The organism is Pseudomonas sp. So3.2b, from assembly GCF_019464415.1.
GTDB lineage: Bacteria > Pseudomonadota > Gammaproteobacteria > Pseudomonadales > Pseudomonadaceae > Aquipseudomonas > Aquipseudomonas shahriarae.
Genome location: NZ_CP080494.1, coordinates 617,249 through 635,382, shown reverse-complemented (window position 1 = coordinate 635,382; position 18,134 = coordinate 617,249). Strand labels below are relative to the sequence as shown.

At 61.9% G+C, this 18,134-nt stretch carries 16 protein-coding genes; 2 read left to right on the top strand and 14 right to left on the bottom strand.

The window, feature by feature from the left end:
• Window positions 1-24 precede the first annotated feature (24 nt).
• The 11 genes from hutI to hutC all read right to left on the bottom strand — a co-directional run bounded on the left by hutI (window position 25) and on the right by hutC (window position 13,806).
• A complete protein-coding gene (gene hutI / locus K1X80_RS02785) occupies window positions 25-1,230 on the bottom strand; it encodes an imidazolonepropionase (RefSeq protein ID WP_057958053.1) in 1,206 nt (401 codons plus the stop codon).
• A 15-nt stretch (window positions 1,231-1,245) separates the two neighbouring features.
• Window positions 1,246-2,655, bottom strand: a complete 1,410-nt coding sequence (locus tag K1X80_RS02780) for an amino acid permease (protein ID WP_057437175.1) — start codon at window positions 2,653-2,655, stop codon at window positions 1,246-1,248.
• Between the two features lie 92 nt (window positions 2,656-2,747).
• Window positions 2,748-4,286, bottom strand: coding sequence for a histidine ammonia-lyase (gene hutH / locus K1X80_RS02775; RefSeq protein ID WP_115127187.1), 1,539 nt, complete (start codon window positions 4,284-4,286; stop codon window positions 2,748-2,750).
• Between the two features lie 19 nt (window positions 4,287-4,305).
• Window positions 4,306-5,829: a histidine ammonia-lyase gene (hutH, locus tag K1X80_RS02770; RefSeq protein WP_057958073.1), complete on the bottom strand. Its 1,524-nt coding sequence runs from the start codon at window positions 5,827-5,829 to the stop codon at window positions 4,306-4,308.
• Window positions 5,830-5,965: 136 nt separating this feature from the next.
• The gene (locus tag K1X80_RS02765; protein WP_220172650.1) at window positions 5,966-6,790 is read right to left on the bottom strand and encodes a glycine betaine/L-proline ABC transporter ATP-binding protein; all 825 of its coding nucleotides are present in this window, start codon (window positions 6,788-6,790) and stop codon (window positions 5,966-5,968) included.
• The gene (locus tag K1X80_RS02760) at window positions 6,787-7,638 is read right to left on the bottom strand and encodes a proline/glycine betaine ABC transporter permease (protein WP_057958051.1); all 852 of its coding nucleotides are present in this window, start codon (window positions 7,636-7,638) and stop codon (window positions 6,787-6,789) included. The genes K1X80_RS02765 and K1X80_RS02760 overlap by 4 nt, the downstream gene beginning before the upstream one ends.
• Before the next feature lie 72 nt (window positions 7,639-7,710).
• On the bottom strand, window positions 7,711-8,679 hold the full coding sequence (locus K1X80_RS02755; protein WP_057437168.1) for an ABC transporter substrate-binding protein: 969 nt from the start codon (window positions 8,677-8,679) through the stop codon (window positions 7,711-7,713).
• A gap of 68 nt (window positions 8,680-8,747) precedes the next feature.
• Window positions 8,748-10,217, bottom strand: coding sequence for a cytosine permease (locus K1X80_RS02750; RefSeq protein WP_220172649.1), 1,470 nt, complete (start codon window positions 10,215-10,217; stop codon window positions 8,748-8,750).
• A 175-nt stretch (window positions 10,218-10,392) separates the two neighbouring features.
• Window positions 10,393-12,078, bottom strand: coding sequence for a urocanate hydratase (gene hutU, locus K1X80_RS02745; RefSeq protein ID WP_057437164.1), 1,686 nt, complete (start codon window positions 12,076-12,078; stop codon window positions 10,393-10,395).
• 391 nt (window positions 12,079-12,469) lie between these two features.
• A complete protein-coding gene (locus tag K1X80_RS02740) occupies window positions 12,470-13,030 on the bottom strand; it encodes a HutD family protein (protein ID WP_057958049.1) in 561 nt (186 codons plus the stop codon).
• Window positions 13,027-13,806 (bottom strand): histidine utilization repressor, encoded by a 780-nt coding sequence (hutC, locus tag K1X80_RS02735; protein ID WP_169959940.1) that lies wholly within the window; start codon window positions 13,804-13,806, stop codon window positions 13,027-13,029. Before hutC ends, K1X80_RS02740 begins: the two co-directional genes overlap by 4 nt.
• Window positions 13,807-13,884: 78 nt before the next feature.
• Between hutC and K1X80_RS02730 the strand changes: the two genes are divergently transcribed.
• Window positions 13,885-15,249, top strand: a complete 1,365-nt coding sequence (locus K1X80_RS02730; RefSeq protein WP_128593016.1) for a formimidoylglutamate deiminase — start codon at window positions 13,885-13,887, stop codon at window positions 15,247-15,249.
• A 338-nt stretch (window positions 15,250-15,587) separates the two neighbouring features.
• On the top strand, window positions 15,588-15,896 hold the full coding sequence (locus K1X80_RS02725) for a DUF6124 family protein (RefSeq protein WP_057958046.1): 309 nt from the start codon (window positions 15,588-15,590) through the stop codon (window positions 15,894-15,896).
• A 48-nt stretch (window positions 15,897-15,944) separates the two neighbouring features.
• Here K1X80_RS02725 and K1X80_RS02720 read toward each other — a convergent pair whose 3' ends face one another.
• The 3 genes from K1X80_RS02720 to K1X80_RS02710 all read right to left on the bottom strand — a co-directional run bounded on the left by K1X80_RS02720 (window position 15,945) and on the right by K1X80_RS02710 (window position 18,047).
• A complete protein-coding gene (locus tag K1X80_RS02720; RefSeq protein ID WP_032862264.1) occupies window positions 15,945-16,514 on the bottom strand; it encodes a lipocalin family protein in 570 nt (189 codons plus the stop codon).
• A gap of 30 nt (window positions 16,515-16,544) precedes the next feature.
• Complete coding sequence (locus K1X80_RS02715) at window positions 16,545-16,799, bottom strand: lipoprotein (protein WP_038445326.1); 255 nt, start codon at window positions 16,797-16,799, stop codon at window positions 16,545-16,547.
• A 237-nt stretch (window positions 16,800-17,036) separates the two neighbouring features.
• Window positions 17,037-18,047, bottom strand: a complete 1,011-nt coding sequence (locus K1X80_RS02710) for a class 1 fructose-bisphosphatase (protein ID WP_057437154.1) — start codon at window positions 18,045-18,047, stop codon at window positions 17,037-17,039.
• Window positions 18,048-18,134 lie beyond the last annotated feature (87 nt).

The following is an 18,134-nucleotide window of genomic DNA, read 5'->3' as shown; positions in this document are numbered from 1 at the left end:
TACTCCTTACTCACAAAGGCAACCTTACACATCGACGTCGACGCCATGGCGCACGACGCGTTTATCCAACTCGCCACCCAGCCAGTAGGCCAGGTCGGCGGGGCGGTCGATCTGCCAGGCGACAAAATCCGCGACCTTGCCCACTTCCAGCGAGCCATGGGTGTCGCCCATGCCCAACGCCGTGGCGGCATGCCGGGTAACACCGGCCAGGGCTTCTTCCGGGGTCATGCGGAACAGGGTGCAGGCCATGTTCAGCATCAGCCGCACGGACAAGGCCGGCGAGGTGCCGGGGTTGAGGTCGCTGGCAATGGCGATCTTCACCCCGTGCTTGCGCAAGGCGTCCATCGGCGGCAACTGGGTTTCGCGCAAAAAGTAAAACGCGCCCGGTAGCAACACGGCGACGGTGCCGGCGGCGGCCATGGCGATGGCGTCTTCTTCGGTCATGAACTCCAGGTGATCCGCCGACAGCGCCTGATACCGCGCCGCCAGGCTGGAGCCGTGCAGCGACGACAGTTGCTCGGCGTGCAACTTTACCGGCAACCCCAAGCGCTGCGCGACCTTGAACACGCGCTCTACCTGCTCGGTGGAAAACGCCAGGTATTCGCAGAACGCATCCACTGCGTCCACCAACCCTTCTGCTGCCAGGGTCGGCAGCATCTCGTTGCAGATGTGCTCGATGTAGTCGTCGGCGCGATCCTTGTACTCCGGCGGCAACGCATGGGCCGCCAGGCACGTGGCACGCACGCTGACCGGCAGCTCCTGGCCCAGGCGCCGGGCCACCCGCAGCATCTTGCGCTCGTTGGCCAGGTCCAGACCGTAGCCGGACTTGATCTCCACCGTGGTCACGCCATCGCGCAGCAAACTGCGCAGGCGCTTGCGGCTGCTGTCGAACAGCTCGTCCTCGGTCGCCGCACGCGTGGCGCGTACGGTGCTGGCAATGCCGCCGCCGGCCGCCGCGATCTCGGCGTAGCTCACGCCTTGCAGGCGCTGCTCGAATTCGCCGCTGCGGTTGCCGCCAAATACCGTGTGGGTATGGCAGTCGATCAGCCCCGGCGTGACCCACGCCCCTTGCAAGTCATGGGTCTGCGCGTAGTCGCCAGGCGGCAGCTCGGCACGGGGGCCGATCCACTCGATCAGCGAACCGGCCGTGACCATGGCGCCATCCTCGATGATCGAGTACTCGCCCCGGGCCATGGTTGCGATGTGGCAGTGTTGCCAAAGCGTTTTCATCAACGCCTCCCTAAGTTATCGGTGAGACAAAGCCGGGTCGTAATTGACCTTGGCCGCTTGCCCGGCTGCGGGCTTGACCCACAGCAGGTAGGCGAGGACCAGCAACACGATCCATACGGCGCCCACCAGCAGCGCGGCCTGGGTGTCCGGGAAGTAGCCCAGCACACCAAAAATAAACAGCATGAACACAATGGCCGCCGCCGGCGCATAGGGCCAGAACGGTACCGGGAATTTCAGTTCGGCGATCTGCGCCTTGGTCATCGAGCGGCGCATCGCCACCTGCGTGACCAGGATCATCAGCCACACCCACACGGTAGCGAAGGTGGCAATCGAGGCAATCACCAGGAATACGTTTTCCGGGATCAGGTAGTTCAACACCACGCCGCCCAGCAGCGCTGCGCCCATCACCACCACGGTCATCCACGGCACACCGTGGCGCGACAGTTGCGCAAAGCCCTTGGGCGCCTGCCCTTGCTGGGCCAGGCCGTACATCATGCGGCCGGCGCCGAAGATGTCACTGTTGATGGCCGAGACGGCCGCCGAGATCACCACGATATTGAGGATGGTCGCCGCCGAGCCAATCCCCAGGTTGCTGAAGATCTGCACGAATGGGCTGCCCTGGCTGCCGATCTGCGGCCATGGGTAGATGGCCATCAGCACAAACAGGGTCAGCACGTAGAACAGCAGGATGCGCAGCGGTACCGCGTTGATCGCCTTGGGGATCACCCGTTGCGGGTCCTTGGCTTCACCGGCAGTGATGCCGATGATCTCGATGCCGCCAAAGGCAAACATCACCACCGCAAACGAGGCGATCAGGCCGCCCAGGCCATTGGGCATGAAGCCACCATGGGCCCACAGGTTGCTCAACCCGCTGGCCGGTGCGTCAGCCGCCGAATGCACGCCAAACAGCATGATGCCGAACCCGCCAAGGATCATCGCGACAATCGCGCCGACCTTGAGCAACGACAGCCAGAACTCCATTTCGCCGAACACCTTGACGTTGCACAGGTTCAGCCCGCCGATCAGTAGGACGATGCCGAGCACCCAGACCCAGCGTGCGACCTCGGGAAACCAGAAGCCCATGTAGATGCCGAAGGCGGTGACGTCCGCCAGGCAGACGATGATCATTTCAAAAGCGTAGGTCCAACCGAGGATAAAACCGGCCATCGGGCCCAGGTAAGTGCTGGCGTATTGGCCGAACGAGCCGGACACTGGATTGTGCACGGCCATTTCGCCGAGGGCGCGCATCACCATAAACACCGCGGCGCCGCCGATCAGGTAGGCCAGCAACACCGCCGGGCCGGCCATTTGGATCGCCGAGGCAGAACCGTAGAACAGCCCGGTGCCGATCGCCGACCCCAGTGCCATGAAGCGAATATGGCGGGCGGTCAGTCCGCGTTTGAGACCTTGTGCTTGCTGGTGCATTTCTCGTCCCTAATTATTGTTATCCAGAGAGAATCCGAACCTATGGGCGACCCCATGCGGGAGCCAGCTCCCACACAGGATCGGTGTGCGGCTTACAGGCTCGGCAGCAGCTTGGCTGGCACCAACTCGTTCAGGCAGCGGCTGGCCAACAGTTCGCTGGCGGCGTTGATATCCGGGGCGAAGAAGCGGTCCTTGTCATAGAAGCCCACTTTGGCGCGCAGGATCCCACGGGCCTTTTCCAGCTTGGGCGAGGTTTTCAGGCCATCGCGCAGGTCGAGGCCCTGGCAGGCGGCCAGCCATTCCACTGCGAGCACCCCACGGGTATTTTCAGCCATTTCCCACAGGCGCTTGCCGGCAGCCGGCGCCATCGACACGTGGTCTTCCTGGTTGGCCGACGTCGGCAGGCTGTCGACGCTATGGGGATGGGACAACGCCTTGTTCTCGCTGGCCAACGCCGCTGCCGTCACCTGGGCAATCATGAAACCGGAGTTGACCCCGCCATTGCCCACCAGGAACGGCGGCAATTGCGACATGTGCTTGTCCATCATCAACGAGATACGGCGCTCGCTCAGGGAGCCGATTTCAGCGATGGCCAGGGCCATGTTGTCGGCGGCCATCGCCACCGGTTCGGCGTGGAAGTTACCGCCGGAGATCACATCGCCTTCGGCGGCGAATACCAGCGGGTTATCCGATACCGCGTTGGCTTCGACCACCAACACTTCGGCCGCCTGGCGGAACTGGGTCAGGCAGGCGCCCATGACTTGCGGCTGGCAGCGCAGGGAGTACGGGTCTTGCACTTTGTCGCAGTTCTGGTGGGACTGGGACACCTGGCTGCTTTCACCGAGCAGGTCGCGATAGGCGGCGGCCGAGTCGATCTGCCCACGCTGGCCACGGGCCGCATGGATGCGCGCGTCGAACGGCGAGCGCGAGCCCAGCACCGCTTCCACGGTCAGGCCGCCACAGGCGATGGCGGCGGCGAACAGGTCTTCGCCTTCGAACAAGCCGCGCAGGGCGTAGGCCGTGGAGACCTGGGTGCCATTGAGCAGCGCCAGGCCTTCCTTGGCAGCCAGGGTCAGCGGCGTGAGGCCGGCGACTTTCAGCGCTTCGGTCGCCTCCAGCCACTCACCTTTGTAACGGGCCTTGCCTTCGCCCAACAGCACCAGGGACATATGGGCCAGCGGCGCCAAGTCACCGGACGCGCCCACCGAGCCCTTGAGCGGGATATGCGGGTAGACCTCGGCGTTGATCAAGGCGATCAGCGCGTCGATCACCTGGCGGCGAATCCCGGAGAAACCGCGGCTCAGGCTGTTGACCTTGAGCACCATCACCAAACGCACCAGCGCATCGCTGATCGGCTCGCCGACGCCGGCCGCGTGGGACAACACCAGGGAACGCTGGAGGTTTTCCAGGTCTTCGCTGGCGATACGGGTCGAGGCCAGCAGGCCGAAACCGGTGTTGATGCCATAGGCGGTGCGGTTCTCGGCGAGAATCTGCTCGACACAGGCCACGCTGGCTTCGATCTGCGCCGAGGCGCTGTCATCCAGGCTGAGGGTTACCGGCTGCTGGTAGATGGCCCGCAGTTGGGCAAGGGTCAGTTGGCCTGGAATCAGATTTAGCGCAGTCACATTCATGCTCCTTTTGAAATAGGGTTCAGTGCAAATTCGGTAAAGCGTGGTTCAACAAATCGGTGTTCTTGAGCAGCGCCGCCGTGGTCGCGATGTCCGGCGCCAACCAACGGTCCTGCTCATAGGCCGGAACGTGCTCGCGCAGCAGGCGCCAGGCGGTGTGGGTGCCGGCGCCGAAGCCTTGCGCCTTGAGGAACTCAAAGGCCTGGGCCGCCAACAGGTATTCGATGGCGAGGATCTGGGTGAGGTTTGCCAACACTGAGTGCAGCTTGAGCGCGGCGTTGGTGCCCATGCTCAGGTGGTCTTCCTGCAGGCCCGAGGTGACGAAGTTGTCGAGCACGGCCGGCTGCGCCAGTTGGCGATTCTGCCCACAGAGGGAAGCGGCGACGTACTGCACGATCATCATCCCCGAGTTGACCCCCGGGTTGCTCACCAGGAATGCCGGCAAGCCGCTAACGTGGGGGTTGATCAGGCGGTCCAGACGGCGCTCGGCGATGGAGCCGATTTCCGCCATGGCGATGGCCAGCATATCCGCCGCCAGCGCCACGGACTGGCCGTGGGGGTTGGCCTGGGACACCACGCGGTAGTTGTCCGGCGTGCCCAGCAGCAGTGGGTTGTCGGTGGCACCGTTGAGTTCGGTTTCGATCTGCCGGGTCGCGTGCTCCAGCTGATCGCGGGCGGCGCCGTGGACCTGGGGGATCGAACGGATGCTCAGCGCGTCCTGGGTACGAATGCCACGGCTGGCGGCAATCACCTCGCTGCCCTCGAGCAAGGCCCGCAGGTTACTGCCGACCTGCTGCATGCCGGGGTGTGGCTTGAGGGCGATGATCTGCTCATCGAAGGCATCGATCTGCCCGCGTTGTGCTTCAAAACTCATGGCGCCGATCACATCGGCCCATTGCAGCAAGTGGTGGGCATCGGCCAGGGCCAGGCAGCTCAGGCCACTCATGCATGGTGTGCCATTGACCAGGCACAGGCCGTCCTTGGCGCCGAGCACCACCGGCTGCAAGCCTTCGGCGGCCAGCGCCGCCTCGGCCGTCACAATCTGGCCGCGATAGCTGACATTTCCCACTCCCAGCAGGGCAATGCCGATATGGGCCATGTGGGTCAGGTAGCCCACCGAGCCCTGGGACGGCACGTGCGGGGTGATGCCATGGTTGAGCAGCGCCAGCAGCGAATGCACCACCTGCGGATGCAGGCCGGACTTGCCCTGGCTGAAGTTGATGATGGCCGCGCAGATGATCGCGCGGGTCTGTTCATCACTCAGCGGCGCTCCCACACCACAGGCGTGGCTGAGCAAGGTGTTGCGCGACAGTTGACTCAGTTGCTCGCCCTTGAGCGACACATTGCACAAGGCGCCCAGGCCGGTGTTGACGCCATAGGCCCGCTCGCCGCTGGTGACGATGCGTTGCACGATGGCCTGGGCATTGTCGATCCGCGCCCAGGCCGGGCCCGACAGCTCCAGCTCGGCGCCGAAGCGCGCGACGGCAACCACGTCCTGCCAGTGCAGGGGGGTGTCGGCGATGACGATTTTTTTAGCCTGGGACATCTTCATACCTTCTTCAATTCTTTTGCAGCCTTGCCGGCCTCTTCGCGAGCAAGCCCGCTCCCACACTTGGAATGCGTTCCCCTGTGGGAGCGGGCTTGCTCGCGAAGAGGCCAGCCGACTCACCACAAACCCCGGCTCAGACCACCGCCGCCCGCCGCTGAACAAACCGGTCCACATACTCATCCGCCGGCGAATGCAAGATCTCCCGCGGCGTGCCGACCTGGATCAGCTTGCCGTCCTTGAGGATCGCGATGCGGTTACCGATGCGCACGGCCTCATCCAGGTCGTGGGTGATAAACACGATGGTCTTGTGCAGGGTCTTTTGCAGCTCCAGCAACTGGTCCTGCATCTCGGCGCGGATCAGTGGGTCAAGGGCGCTGAACGCCTCGTCCATCAGGATGATGTCGGTGTCGGCCGCCAGGGCCCGGGCCAGGCCCACGCGCTGGCGCATGCCGCCCGACAACTGGTGCGGGTATTTGCTTTCGTAGCCCTTCAGGCCCACGGTTTCGATCCAGTGCAATGCACGCTCGGTGCACACTTGCTTGGTTTCACCGCGCACTTTCAGGCCATAGGCGACGTTGTCCAGCACGCTCTTGTGGGGCAGCAGGCCGAAGCTCTGGAACACCATGCTGATCTTGTGCCGGCGGAACTGGCGCAGGGCTTCCATATCCAGTTGCAGGATGTCTTCGCCGTTCACCAGGATCGCGCCGCTGGTGGGGTCGATCAGGCGGTTGAAGTGGCGCACCAGGGTGGACTTGCCGGAACCCGACAGACCCATGATCACAAAGATCTCGCCGGTGCCGATGCTCAGGGACAGGTCATTCACGCCCACCACACAACCGGTCTGTGCCAGCACCTGGTCCTTGGTCTGGCCTTGGCCAATAAGCGCCAGGGCTTCCTGCTCACGCGCACCGAAAATCTTGAATACGTTTTTCACTTCGATCTTGCTGACAGTAGTCATTTGCTCGCCTCATGCCGTGGACGACCATAGGCCTGGGTAATGCGGTCGATGACCACTGCGAGAATCACAATCGCCAGGCCAGCCTCCAGGCCGCGCCCGACGTTAAGGGTCTGGATGCCCACCAATACGTCCTCACCCAAGCCACGGGCGCCGATCATCGAGGCGATCACCACCATCGACAGGGCCATCATGGTGGTCTGGTTGATCCCGGCCATGATGCTCGGCAGGGCCAGCGGCAGTTGCACGCCAAACAGTTGCTGCCAGCGGTTGGCGCCGAAGGCATTGATGGCTTCCATCACTTCCCGGTCCACCTGGCGAATGCCCAGGTCGGTCAGGCGAATCAGTGGCGGCGCGGCGTAGATCACCGTGGCGAAAATCGCCGGCACCTTGCCCAGGCCAAACAGCATCAATACCGGGATCAGGTACACGAAGCTGGGCATGGTCTGCATGATGTCCAGCAGCGGCATCAACACCGAGCGCAGGCGATTGCTGCGCGCCGAGAGAATGCCCAGGGGAATGCCGATCAGCACCGAGATCACCGTGGCCACCATCATCAGCGCCAGGGTCTGCATCAGCTTGTCCCACAGGCCGACCGCTCCCACCAGGAACAACAGGCCGACGATCACCGCCGTGGTCAGCACCTTGCGGGTGGCGTGCCAGGCAATGCCGCCGACTATCGCCAGCATCAGCCACCAGGGTGCCGCGCGTAGCAGGCCCTCCAGGTTGACGATGGCCCACAGCAAGGTGTCGGAGATCTGCCGGAACACATCGCCGTAATTGGTCACCAGTGCATCGACCCAACCGTTGACCCAGTCGGCGATGGAAAACGTAAAACTCTCAGGAAACATAACGTGCTCTCGATCCAGTGGAGTGTGGCCGGGTGCCCGGCTGCCTGTTCAGGGTAGCCGGGGGCACTGGGCCTACAAGGCCGCGTCGATTTTCTTGGCTGCGTCTTCACTGACCCAGGCGTGCCATACCTGCGGGTGCTCCTTGAGGAAGATCTTCGCCAGCTTCGCCGAGTCAATGCGCTCCTTGCTCATGCGCGCCAGGTTCTGGTTGAGCAGGTCTATGGGCAGGTTGACCTTCTCCAGCACCGCCACCAGTTCCGGGGCCTGCTCGTAGAAAGTCTTGGACAGGCCGACCTTGATGGTCACGCGTTTATCCACACCGGGTTTTTCGTCGAGTTTGACCAGGTCCACCTGGCCCATCAGCGGCGTCGGCGACCAGTAGTAGAACAGGATCGGCTCGCCACGCTTGTAGCTCGACAGCACCGCCGCATCGAGCGCCGGGCCAGTGCCAGGGCGGAAGTTGGTGTAGGAACTTTCCAGGCCATAGCTCTTGAGCATTTCGCTGTTGTCCAGCTCGCAGGTCCAGCCGGCCGGGCAGTTGTAGAAGCGGCCTTTGGCGGGCTCTTCCTGGTCCTTGAACACCGCAGAATACTTGGCCAGGTCGGCGATGTTTTTCAGGTCCGGGGCCTTGGCTTCGAGTTTGCGCTTGGCGTCGCCTTCGATCACATAGCGCGGCACGTACCAGCCTTCAACCGCACCGACCACAGGGGCGCCGACACCCACGACCTTGCCGGCCTTCTCGGCCTTGTTCCACACTTCGCTACGGCCAACCCACTCTTCGGCGAAGATCTGGATATCGTTGCTGCCCAGGGCGTTTTCCATGGTGATGGAATTGCCCGGCAGGCTATCGGTTTTGCAGTCGTAGCCTTTTTCCAGGACCACTTGCAGGACGTCGGTCAGCAACATGCCGCTTTCCCAGTTAAGGCCGGCGAACTTCACCGGTTTGCCCGACTCGCACCAGCCGGCCGCCTGGGTGGCGCCAGCACTGGCCAGCAGGCCGGCGGCGAGCAATGGGGTCAGCAGGGTCTTATGCATTCTCATTATGTGACGCTCCCAATCATGAAATGGATTACGGCAGTCAAAAGGCATCCTGCCTTGTCCACGTCCCATCAGGCTTGTGTAATCAGCCCGTTGTTTTTAGGGGTAGCTATAGCTGTAGCGCCCTGCTCTATCGGCAAAATCAGTCGTTCAGGCATTGCGCCGTGCCATTTTTTTGCACACACGTAATACAGGGCCGCGGGCAGTACCAGGCCGATGATCCAGGAAATATCCACCCCGCCCAGGCTGGCCACCAGGGGCCCGGTGTAGAACTTGGTGGCGATGAACGGCAACTGCACCAGCACTCCGAACACATAGACGCTGATACCCAGCAGGTTCCAGCGGCCGTAGCGACCGTTCGGATCGGCCAGTGCCGGCACGTCATAGCGGTCGCGGGTGATGCAGTAGTAGTCCACCAGGTTGATCGCGCTCCAGGGCGTAAAGAACGCCAGCAAAAACAGGATGAAGGACTTGAACGCACTGAGGAACGAGTGCTGGCCGAGCAACGCGATCAGGGTCGCCGCGCCGACAATCAGCAGCACGAAAACCAGGCGCTGCAGGCGCGTGACCTCCATGCGCCCACGAAAGCCACTGACGATGGTCGCAATGCACATAAAGCTGCCGTAGGAGTTCAGCGTGGAGATGGTGACCTTGCCGAATGCGATGCTGAAGTACAGCAATGCCGCCGTGGCCCCCGTGCCGCCCAGACCTACGATGTAGGCCACTTCGTTACCGGCAAATTGCCCGTTGGACATCGCAGCGGCAAACACGCCGAGGATCATCGCCACTTGGGCGCCAATGACCGAACCTGCGCCTGCGGCCAGAAAGGTTTTCACCGAGGACGTGTTGCGCGGCAGGTAGCGGGAATAGTCAGCCACATAAGGCCCAAAGGCGATTTGCCAGGAGGCCGCGAGCGACACCGCGAGCAGGAAGCTGCTCCAGCTGAAGTGACGGATTTTCAGGAGCGCGCCAACGTCGGTCTGGCTCATCAGACGGCTGAACAGGTAGACAAAGGCAATCACCCCAATGACGCTGGCGACACGGCCGATGAAATGGATCACCCGGTAACCGAGCACCGTGACCAGCACGATGACACTGGCGAAAATCAGAATGCCGACACTGTCGCTGACCCCAAACAACTGGCCCAGCGCCTGACCGGACAGCACGGTCCCGGTGGCGGTGAAACCGAGGTACATCAAACACACCAGCACAATCGGGATGGCTGCGCCATACACACCGAACTGCACCCGGCTGGAAATCATCTGCGGCAGCCCAAGCCTGGGCCCTTGCGCCGCATGCAACGCCATCACGCCGCCGCCCAGCAGTTGACCGATCAACAGACCGATCAACGACCAGAACACATCACCGCCCAGCACCACGGCCAGGGCCCCGGTGACAATCGCGGTGATTTGCAGGTTGGCGCCCATCCACAGGGTGAACTGGCTCAATAGACGACCGTGTCTTTCCGCTTCCGGGATGTAGTCGATCGAACGCCTTTCGATCAACGGGGTGGAGCTTGCACGCGCGTCTTTTGCAGCCATGGGTGTTCAACCTCTAATGGATTGTTTTCGGTGGTGCGGCTCAAACATGTTTCAAATACACAGCAGGTCAAATGTGGGAGCTGGCTTGCCTGCGATTGCATCACTGTGGTCTGCCTGACAGACCCAGTCGCCCGCATCGCAGGCAAGCCAGCTCCCACAGGAACCGAGCCAGGCGTTACTTGATCATTGGCAGGTTCAGGCCCTGCTCCTTGGCGCAATCAATCGCGATCTGATAACCCGCATCAGCATGACGCATCACCCCGGTGGCCGGGTCGTTGTGCAGCACGCGGGCAATACGCTCGGCGGCTTCGTCGGTACCGTCGCAGACGATGACCATGCCGGAGTGCTGGGAGAAGCCCATGCCCACGCCGCCACCGTGGTGCAGCGAAACCCAGGTCGCGCCGCTGGCGGTGTTGAGCAGGGCGTTGAGCAGCGGCCAGTCGGACACGGCATCGGAACCGTCCTGCATGGATTCGGTTTCGCGGTTGGGGCTGGCCACCGAGCCGGAGTCCAGGTGGTCACGGCCGATCACCACCGGCGCCGACAGTTCGCCGCTGCGTACCATTTCGTTGAATGCCAGGCCGAGCTTGGCGCGTTGGCCCAGACCAACCCAGCAGATGCGTGCCGGCAGGCCCTGGAAGCTGATGCGCTCGCGGGCCATGTCCAGCCAGTTGTGCAGGTGGGCGTCGTCGGGGATCAGCTCTTTGACCTTGGCGTCGGTCTTGTAGATGTCCTGCGGGTCGCCCGACAGTGCCGCCCAACGGAACGGGCCTATGCCACGGCAGAACAGCGGGCGGATGTAGGCCGGTACAAAGCCTGGGAAGTCGAAGGCATTTTCCACGCCTTCTTCCTGCGCCATCTGACGGATGTTGTTGCCGTAGTCGAAGGTCGGTACGCCCATCTTCTGGAAGTCCAGCATCGCCTTGACGTGTACGGCCATCGACTGTTTGGCGGCCTTGATCACGGCAGCCGGCTCGGTCTTGGCACGGGCGCGGTACTGCTCCCAGGTCCAGCCGGCAGGCAGGTAACCATTGAGTGGGTCGTGGGCGCTGGTCTGGTCGGTGACCATGTCCGGGCGCACGCCGCGCTTGACCAGTTCCGGGAGGATTTCGGCAGCGTTGCCCAGCAGGGCGATGGAGATGGCCTTGCCTTCCTTGGTGTACTTGGCGATGCGCGCCAGGGCGTCGTCGAGGTCGCTGGCTTGTTCGTCGACATAACGGCTGTTCAAGCGGAAGTCGATACTGACCTGCTGGCATTCAATGTTCAGCGAGCACGCGCCGGCCAGGGTCGCGGCCAGCGGTTGGGCGCCGCCCATGCCGCCGAGGCCGGCAGTGAGCACCCAACGGCCTTTGAGGTTGCTGTCGTAATGTTGGCGACCGGCCTCAACGAAGGTTTCGTAGGTGCCCTGGACGATGCCCTGGCTGCCGATGTAGATCCAGCTGCCGGCAGTCATCTGGCCGTACATGGCCAGGCCCTTGGCATCCAGTTCGTTGAAATGCTCCCAACTGGCCCAGTGCGGCACCAGGTTGGAGTTGGCGATCAGCACACGCGGGGCATTGCTGTGGGTCTTGAACACGCCGACCGGCTTGCCGGATTGCACCAGCAGGGTTTCGTCGTCGTTCAGGTTGGTCAGGCTTTCGACGATCTGGTCGTAGCATTCCCAGTTACGCGCCGCACGGCCGATACCGCCGTACACCACCAACTCTTTCGGGTTCTCGGCCACTTGCGGGTCGAGGTTGTTCATCAGCATGCGCAGCGGCGCTTCAGTCAGCCAGCTTTTGGCGGTGAGCGTGTTGCCACGGGCGGCGCGGATTTCAACGTCGCGGTACTTGGTAGGCTTGTTCTGGGAAAAGTCAGTCACAAAAAACTCCTCAGCAATCGATGCGCGAACACGATGGTGCGAAGAGGATGTTTAGCGACTCTTATGCACACACCTTTACTTGTACATACAAGCATATGCAATCTGACTGCCAACTTGGGAAGTCCGTGATGAAGATTTATTGCCGAGGCGCGTGCAAGCCTTGGAAATAAAGGCTTAAAGGCTTTATGAAATTTCTGAAAGGGGTGATTTGAAGCGCTGGAGGATTGCTACAAAGGCAGGGCATTGCGCCATGCTGGGGCATTCGGTAACAACTTGGTGCGGGCCTGGAAACAGATTGTGCAGCCTCTACATATCCATGTGGGAGCTGGCTTGCCTGCGATAGCCACTTGTCTGACACACCGCAATCGCAGGCAAGCCAGCTCCCACAGGTTTAATCGCGTGCGGTCAGTTCGATCAGGCAGCAGCGGCCTGTCACGCTGATATCCAGCAAGTCACTGTTACCGTCCACCTGCAAACAATCATGATGACCCAGCACTTCGCCCAGCACCTTCACCTCATCAGCCACACTGAACACCAGCACGGTGTGCGCGGTACTGAAAAACTGCTGCACCCCATCCACCCACTGCAAACGTGCGTGGTAACGCTGGGGCGAGTAGATCAGGTTGAAGTCGCGAATCGGCCCGGTGATCAGGCGGCACACCACCTGGCTTTCACCCTTGAAGGCGAACGGTTGCAGCGGTAACAATCCGCGCTGCTCTTCACCGTCCACGGTCAGCACCATGCCCGCACCCTGAATCACGGTGATGACCCGTTGATACCCGGCAAACGTGGAAAAGCCGCCCGACTCCCCGATATCGGCAATCGACAGGCGCCAGCCAAAACCTTCCAGGCCGTGGCCGGCATCACGGGTGATTTCTTCGGTGCTGCCGCCGCCGTTTTTCCACGGCATGCGTACGTAATCGGCAGCACGCCAGACCTTGACTGCACTCATTTGCTGAAACGTCCTTCGAGGCTATGGCGGGAACCGGGGTGGATCAGGCGTGCGGCAGTCACCGGCTGGCGCCCGGACCAGGTACGCCGGCGAATCAGCAGGCACGGCTCGCCGGTCTCGATCTGCAGCAGCTTGCATTCCTGCGGGTCGGCCAGGATCGCTTCCACCACATGCTCGCCCTCGGTCAGCGGCGCCACCTGGTTGAGATAGGCGTAAGGGGTTTGCTGGGTGAAATCCTGTTGCAGGTATTCCGGTGCCACCAACGCGTTGACGAAACGGTCTTCGATTTGCACCGGGATATCGTTTTCGTAGTGCACGATCAGCGAGTGGAACACCCGCCCGCCTTCACGCATTTCCAGGGCCACGGCGCGCTCGGAACCGGCGGCTTCTTCGCCCAGGGTAATCACCTTGCAGGTGTGGCGATGGCCACGGGAGGCGATCTCATCGGCGATGTTATGCACCTCGAACAGCGCCGACTGGCTCTTGGGCTCGGCGACAAAAGTGCCGACGCCTTGCATGCGCACCAGCAGACCTTCGGCGGTCAGCTCCCGCAGGGCCCGGTTGATGGTCATGCGGCTAAAGCCCAGTTGGTTGACCAACTCGCTTTCCGACGGCACGCGATAGTGCGGCGGCCAGTTGCCGTTGAGAATCTGCTGGCTGATCATCTGCTTGACGCGGGCATACAAGGGCGCCGGACTTTCGTCCATGTGGGCAGCCAGCGGGGACTTGGCGGGCGGAGTCGGCACGGGGAATCCTTGCAGGGGGAAAAGATGCATAGATTGCCGGAGTTTACCGAGCAGGCAAACGTCTGTATATGTATATACAAATAAACACACGACCGGGGTGCCTTGATCATGTCCGCTTTCTTTGCCGAACGCGCGCTGCTGCCTAATGGATGGGCCACTGATGTACGGCTTGAAGTCAGCGCCGATGGCCTGCTGACCAACGTGACGGCCAATGCCAGTGCAGACGGCGCCGAGCGGCTGAGAGGCCCGTTGTTACCGGGCATGCCGAACCTGCATTCCCACGCGTTTCAACGGGCCATGGCGGGGCTGGCGGAGGTCGCCGGCAACCCCAATGACAGTTTCTGGACCTGGCGCGACCTGATGTACCGCATGGTCGGCCAGATCAGCCCCGAGCAATTGCAGGTCATCGCCCGCCAGCTGTATATCGAGATGCTCAAGGCCGGCTACACCTCGGTCGCCGAGTTCCACTATGTGCATCACGACATCAGCGGCCAGCCTTACGCCGACCCCACCGAACTGTCGCGCCAGATCAGCCAGGCGGCAGCCAGCAGCGGGATCGGCCTGACCTTGCTGCCAGTGCTCTACAGCCACTCGGGCTTTGGCGGCCAGGCGCCGAACGACGGCCAGCGCCGCTTTATCAACAGCACCGATAACTACCTGAACCTGCAAGCGCGCCTGCAACCGATCCTGGCCGCGCAACCGGCGCAGCAACTGGGCCTGTGTTTCCACTCATTGCGCGCAGTCACTCCGCAACAGATCAGCGCGGTATTGGCCGCCAGCGATAAGAGCTGCCCGGTGCATATCCATATCGCCGAACAGCAAAAGGAAGTCGATGACTGCCTGGCCTGGAGCGGCAAACGCCCGCTGCAATGGCTGTATGACCATGTGAACATCGACCAGCGCTGGTGCCTGGTGCACGCCACCCACGCCAACTCCGACGAAGTGACATTGATGGCCCACAGCCGGGCGATTGCCGGGCTGTGCCTGACCACCGAGGCCAACCTGGGCGACGGGATTTTCCCGGCAGTGGATTTCCTGGCCCAGGGCGGGCGCATGGGGATTGGTTCGGACAGCCATGTGTCATTGAGCGTGGTCGAAGAACTGCGCTGGCTGGAATACGGCCAGCGCCTGCGCGACCAGCGGCGCAACCGCCTGTATCGCAGCGATCAACCGATGGTCGGCCGCACCCTGTATGACGCAGCACTGGACGGCGGCGCCCAGGCGCTGGGGCAACCGATTGGCCGCCTGGAAGTCGGCAAGCGTGCGGACTGGCTGGTGCTGGACGGCAATGATCCGTACCTGGCGACGGCCAGTGCAGACGGGATTCTCAACCGCTGGCTGTTTGCCGGGGGTGATCGACAGGTGCGTGATGTGCTGGTCAACGGCCAGTGGGTGGTGCGCGATGGGCATCATGCGGGCGAGGAAGAGAGCAGCCGGGCCTTCACGCAAGTCCTGAGAAACTTGTTGTCTTAAGAACAACCCATAACCCCTGTGGGGGTGTTGGTCATGGTTTGTAAAGGGCCAGCAAGGCGTGTCCCTTTAAATTGCAGGACGTTTCCGAGACAATCCCTGCCGCCTTGTGCCTGTTGGATTCGATGGCTAGCCTGCGGCCTGTCACTGCTCATCAGTGATCGGGTTTAGTCGCCCGGCACATCACAAGGCGCATGGTCACATGAAGTTTTATGGCGGCTGTGCGCAGGGCACCCTCGGGTGCGCCGGATTCCTTGTGGCCGGTCGACTAACCTGCGTACAGCCGCCACCCTTCGTTTAGTCGCGACGGACCGGCTCCGACTCTCACAAGGAGCTTCACCATGCATAAAATTGTCCCCGACCCACCCAGCGACCCCGCCAAAGACCGCGCCGCCTTCAACCGCGCCATCGACCACTACCTGCCGACCCAAGATGCTCACAGTGCCCGCGACGATTTGAGCTTCGAAGACGCCCTGCTCTACACCGCCAGCCTGCTGGACAGTGCGTCAGCGACGGCGCTCGATTGTGGAGAGATGCTGCAAAGCCCCGAACGGGCAAAGGTGTTGGCGGTGTGGCATTTACTGGAGATCGCCAAGACCACGGTTGATCGATCCATTGCACACCTGCACCCCGCCACGGCCAGAACCTGAGGGCAAAAAAAGGGCGGGTTTATTAAAAAACCCGCCCTTTGTTTCGCATTACTGCGAGGTCTTGGCCATCTGCTTGTCCGACGTACGCCAGATCAAACGTGTGGTGTCGTAACCCTGCTGGCGCGCCCTGCTCAGCAAGTCTTCGCGGGTGTCGGCACTGACGGTCGGCGTGCGTGACAACAGCCACATATAGCGCCGGCTCGGGCTGCCGACGATGGCGGTCTTGTAGTCATCGCTGACGTACAACACCCAGTAATCGCCCTTGGCCACGCCCGGTAGCAACGCGGTGAACCAGTTATTGAATTCGACCCACAACTTGTCGGTCTTGCCCGGGACCTGCGGCGTGGCCGTGCCCTTGGCTTCTTCCCACTTCCACTCGGTGGTCAGGCAGCGATTGAACACTGACATGTCGCCATCGGGTAGCAGGGAGTAACGGGCCTCGGATTGCGCGCAGTTGCGCTGGAAGTACATGGGCAGGCGGGCCAGTTCGTACCAGGTGCCCTGGTAACGCTTGAGGTTGACGCTGCCGACAGTCTTGGGTTGCAGATCATCGCCAGAATGGCTGGCGCAGCCTGCCAAAAACAGGCTGGCGCAAAGGTATAAAACAAAACGCATCATTCTTCTTCTCCCGCAGGCTTGCGCCCCGGTTTACTTCAGGCCTTGCCCGGAAAACATCAGAACTTTGTCACCGGCGTACTGCACGCTGATAAAGCTGTTTTTGTCGCCCCAGGTGCAACTGGACATGCCCAGTGCGCCAGAACAATCGGTGGGCTTACCCAACAGCGACTCCACCTCGGCCTTGGCCATGCCAGCCGAGAGCTTCTGGTAATTTTCCTGGGTGACCTTGCTGCAAGCGGCCAACAGCACGCAAAAGCACAAGAGGGCGAGACGGCGTAACGACATGGTAGAGCTCCTGGAGGGACACGCAGCAGTGGGGGTCTGCCAGAAGCTTAGAAGGGAAAAGGGGGGTCTGGTTCCCGCAAGGCAAAAACAAAAAAAGCCCCGAATCGCTGAAACGTTTCGGGGCCTTGGTCTGGCGCATGATTCATTGTAAAAGCGAGCTGGCTCGCGAAAAACATCCAGCCAACGCAGCGCTGCGCCGGGAATACTTCGCGAGCAAGCCTGCTCCTACAGAAGGCCTTAGGCCTTGTGGTAACCCGTCACACGCGCCACTTCTTCCTTGGACCCCAGGAACACCGCCACACGCTGGTGCAGGCCTTCAGGCTGGATGTCGAGGATGCGCTGGTGGCCGTCAGTCGACGCACCGCCCGCCTGCTCAACCAGGAACGACATCGGGTTGGCTTCGTACATCAGGCGCAGTTTGCCCGGCTTGGACGGCTCGCGGCTGTCGCGTGGGTACATGAACAGACCGCCACGGGTCAGGATGCGGTGTACGTCGGCAACCATCGCGGCCACCCAGCGCATGTTGAAGTTTTTCTTCAGCGGGCCTTCTTCGCCTTCCATCAACTCGTTGACGTAGCGCTTGACCGGTTCTTCCCAGTGGCGCTGGTTGGACATGTTGATCGCGAATTCCTGGGTCGAGGCAGGAATGGAGATGTCTTCGTGAGTCAGCACAAAGCTGCCCATTTCACGGTCCAGGGTAAAGCCCTTGACGCCATCACCCAGGGTCAGCACCAGCATGGTCTGTGGGCCGTAGATCGCATAGCCGGCAGCAACCTGCTCGGTGCCTGGCTGCAGGAAGGCCTTTTCGTTCAGCGCTTCGTTCTGGCTCAGGTATTCGTTAGGGCAACGCAGTACCGAGAAGATGGTGCCGACTGGCGCGTTGATGTCGATGTTCGACGAGCCGTCCAGCGGGTCGAATACCAACAGGTACGCGCCTTTAGGGTATTTGCCCGGGATCTGGTAGGCATTGTCCATTTCTTCGGACGCCATGCCGGCCAGGTGACCGCCCCATTCGTTGGCTTCGAGCAGGATTTCGTTGGAAATCACGTCGAGTTTCTTCTGCACTTCGCCTTGCACGTTTTCAGTGCCCATGCTGCCCAGGACGCCGCCCAGCGCGCCTTTGGACACGGCGTGGCTGATTTCCTTGCAAGCACGCGCCACCACTTCGATCAGGAAGCGCAGATCGGCAGGGGTGTTGTTGCTGCGGGTCTGCTCAATCAAATAGCGACTCAGGGTAACGCGGGACATGGACGGCTCCGGAGAATGGGGGGCTAAAAACCCGCGCAGTTTAGCGCGAGTCGGGGCGCATTTCCTCCTATCAGACGAGATAACCCT

Bases quoted from the DNA above. Each gene is read 5' to 3' on its own strand.
- hutI (WP_057958053.1), bottom strand. From the start codon at position 1,230: ATGAAAACGCTTTGGCAACACTGCCACATCGCAACCATGGCCCGGGGC.
- K1X80_RS02780 (WP_057437175.1), bottom strand. From the start codon at position 2,655: ATGCACCAGCAAGCACAAGGTCTCAAACGCGGACTGACCGCCCGCCAT.
- hutH (WP_115127187.1), bottom strand. From the start codon at position 4,286: ATGAATGTGACTGCGCTAAATCTGATTCCAGGCCAACTGACCCTTGCC.
- hutH (WP_057958073.1), bottom strand. From the start codon at position 5,829: ATGTCCCAGGCTAAAAAAATCGTCATCGCCGACACCCCCCTGCACTGG.
- K1X80_RS02765 (WP_220172650.1), bottom strand. From the start codon at position 6,790: ATGACTACTGTCAGCAAGATCGAAGTGAAAAACGTATTCAAGATTTTC.
- K1X80_RS02760 (WP_057958051.1), bottom strand. From the start codon at position 7,638: ATGTTTCCTGAGAGTTTTACGTTTTCCATCGCCGACTGGGTCAACGGT.
- K1X80_RS02755 (WP_057437168.1), bottom strand. From the start codon at position 8,679: ATGAGAATGCATAAGACCCTGCTGACCCCATTGCTCGCCGCCGGCCTG.
- K1X80_RS02750 (WP_220172649.1), bottom strand. From the start codon at position 10,217: ATGGCTGCAAAAGACGCGCGTGCAAGCTCCACCCCGTTGATCGAAAGG.
- K1X80_RS02740 (WP_057958049.1), bottom strand. From the start codon at position 13,030: ATGAGTGCAGTCAAGGTCTGGCGTGCTGCCGATTACGTACGCATGCCG.
- hutC (WP_169959940.1), bottom strand. From the start codon at position 13,806: ATGCATCTTTTCCCCCTGCAAGGATTCCCCGTGCCGACTCCGCCCGCC.
- K1X80_RS02730 (WP_128593016.1), top strand. From the start codon at position 13,885: ATGTCCGCTTTCTTTGCCGAACGCGCGCTGCTGCCTAATGGATGGGCC.
- K1X80_RS02725 (WP_057958046.1), top strand. From the start codon at position 15,588: ATGCATAAAATTGTCCCCGACCCACCCAGCGACCCCGCCAAAGACCGC.
- K1X80_RS02720 (WP_032862264.1), bottom strand. From the start codon at position 16,514: ATGATGCGTTTTGTTTTATACCTTTGCGCCAGCCTGTTTTTGGCAGGC.
- K1X80_RS02715 (WP_038445326.1), bottom strand. From the start codon at position 16,799: ATGTCGTTACGCCGTCTCGCCCTCTTGTGCTTTTGCGTGCTGTTGGCC.
- K1X80_RS02710 (WP_057437154.1), bottom strand. From the start codon at position 18,047: ATGTCCCGCGTTACCCTGAGTCGCTATTTGATTGAGCAGACCCGCAGC.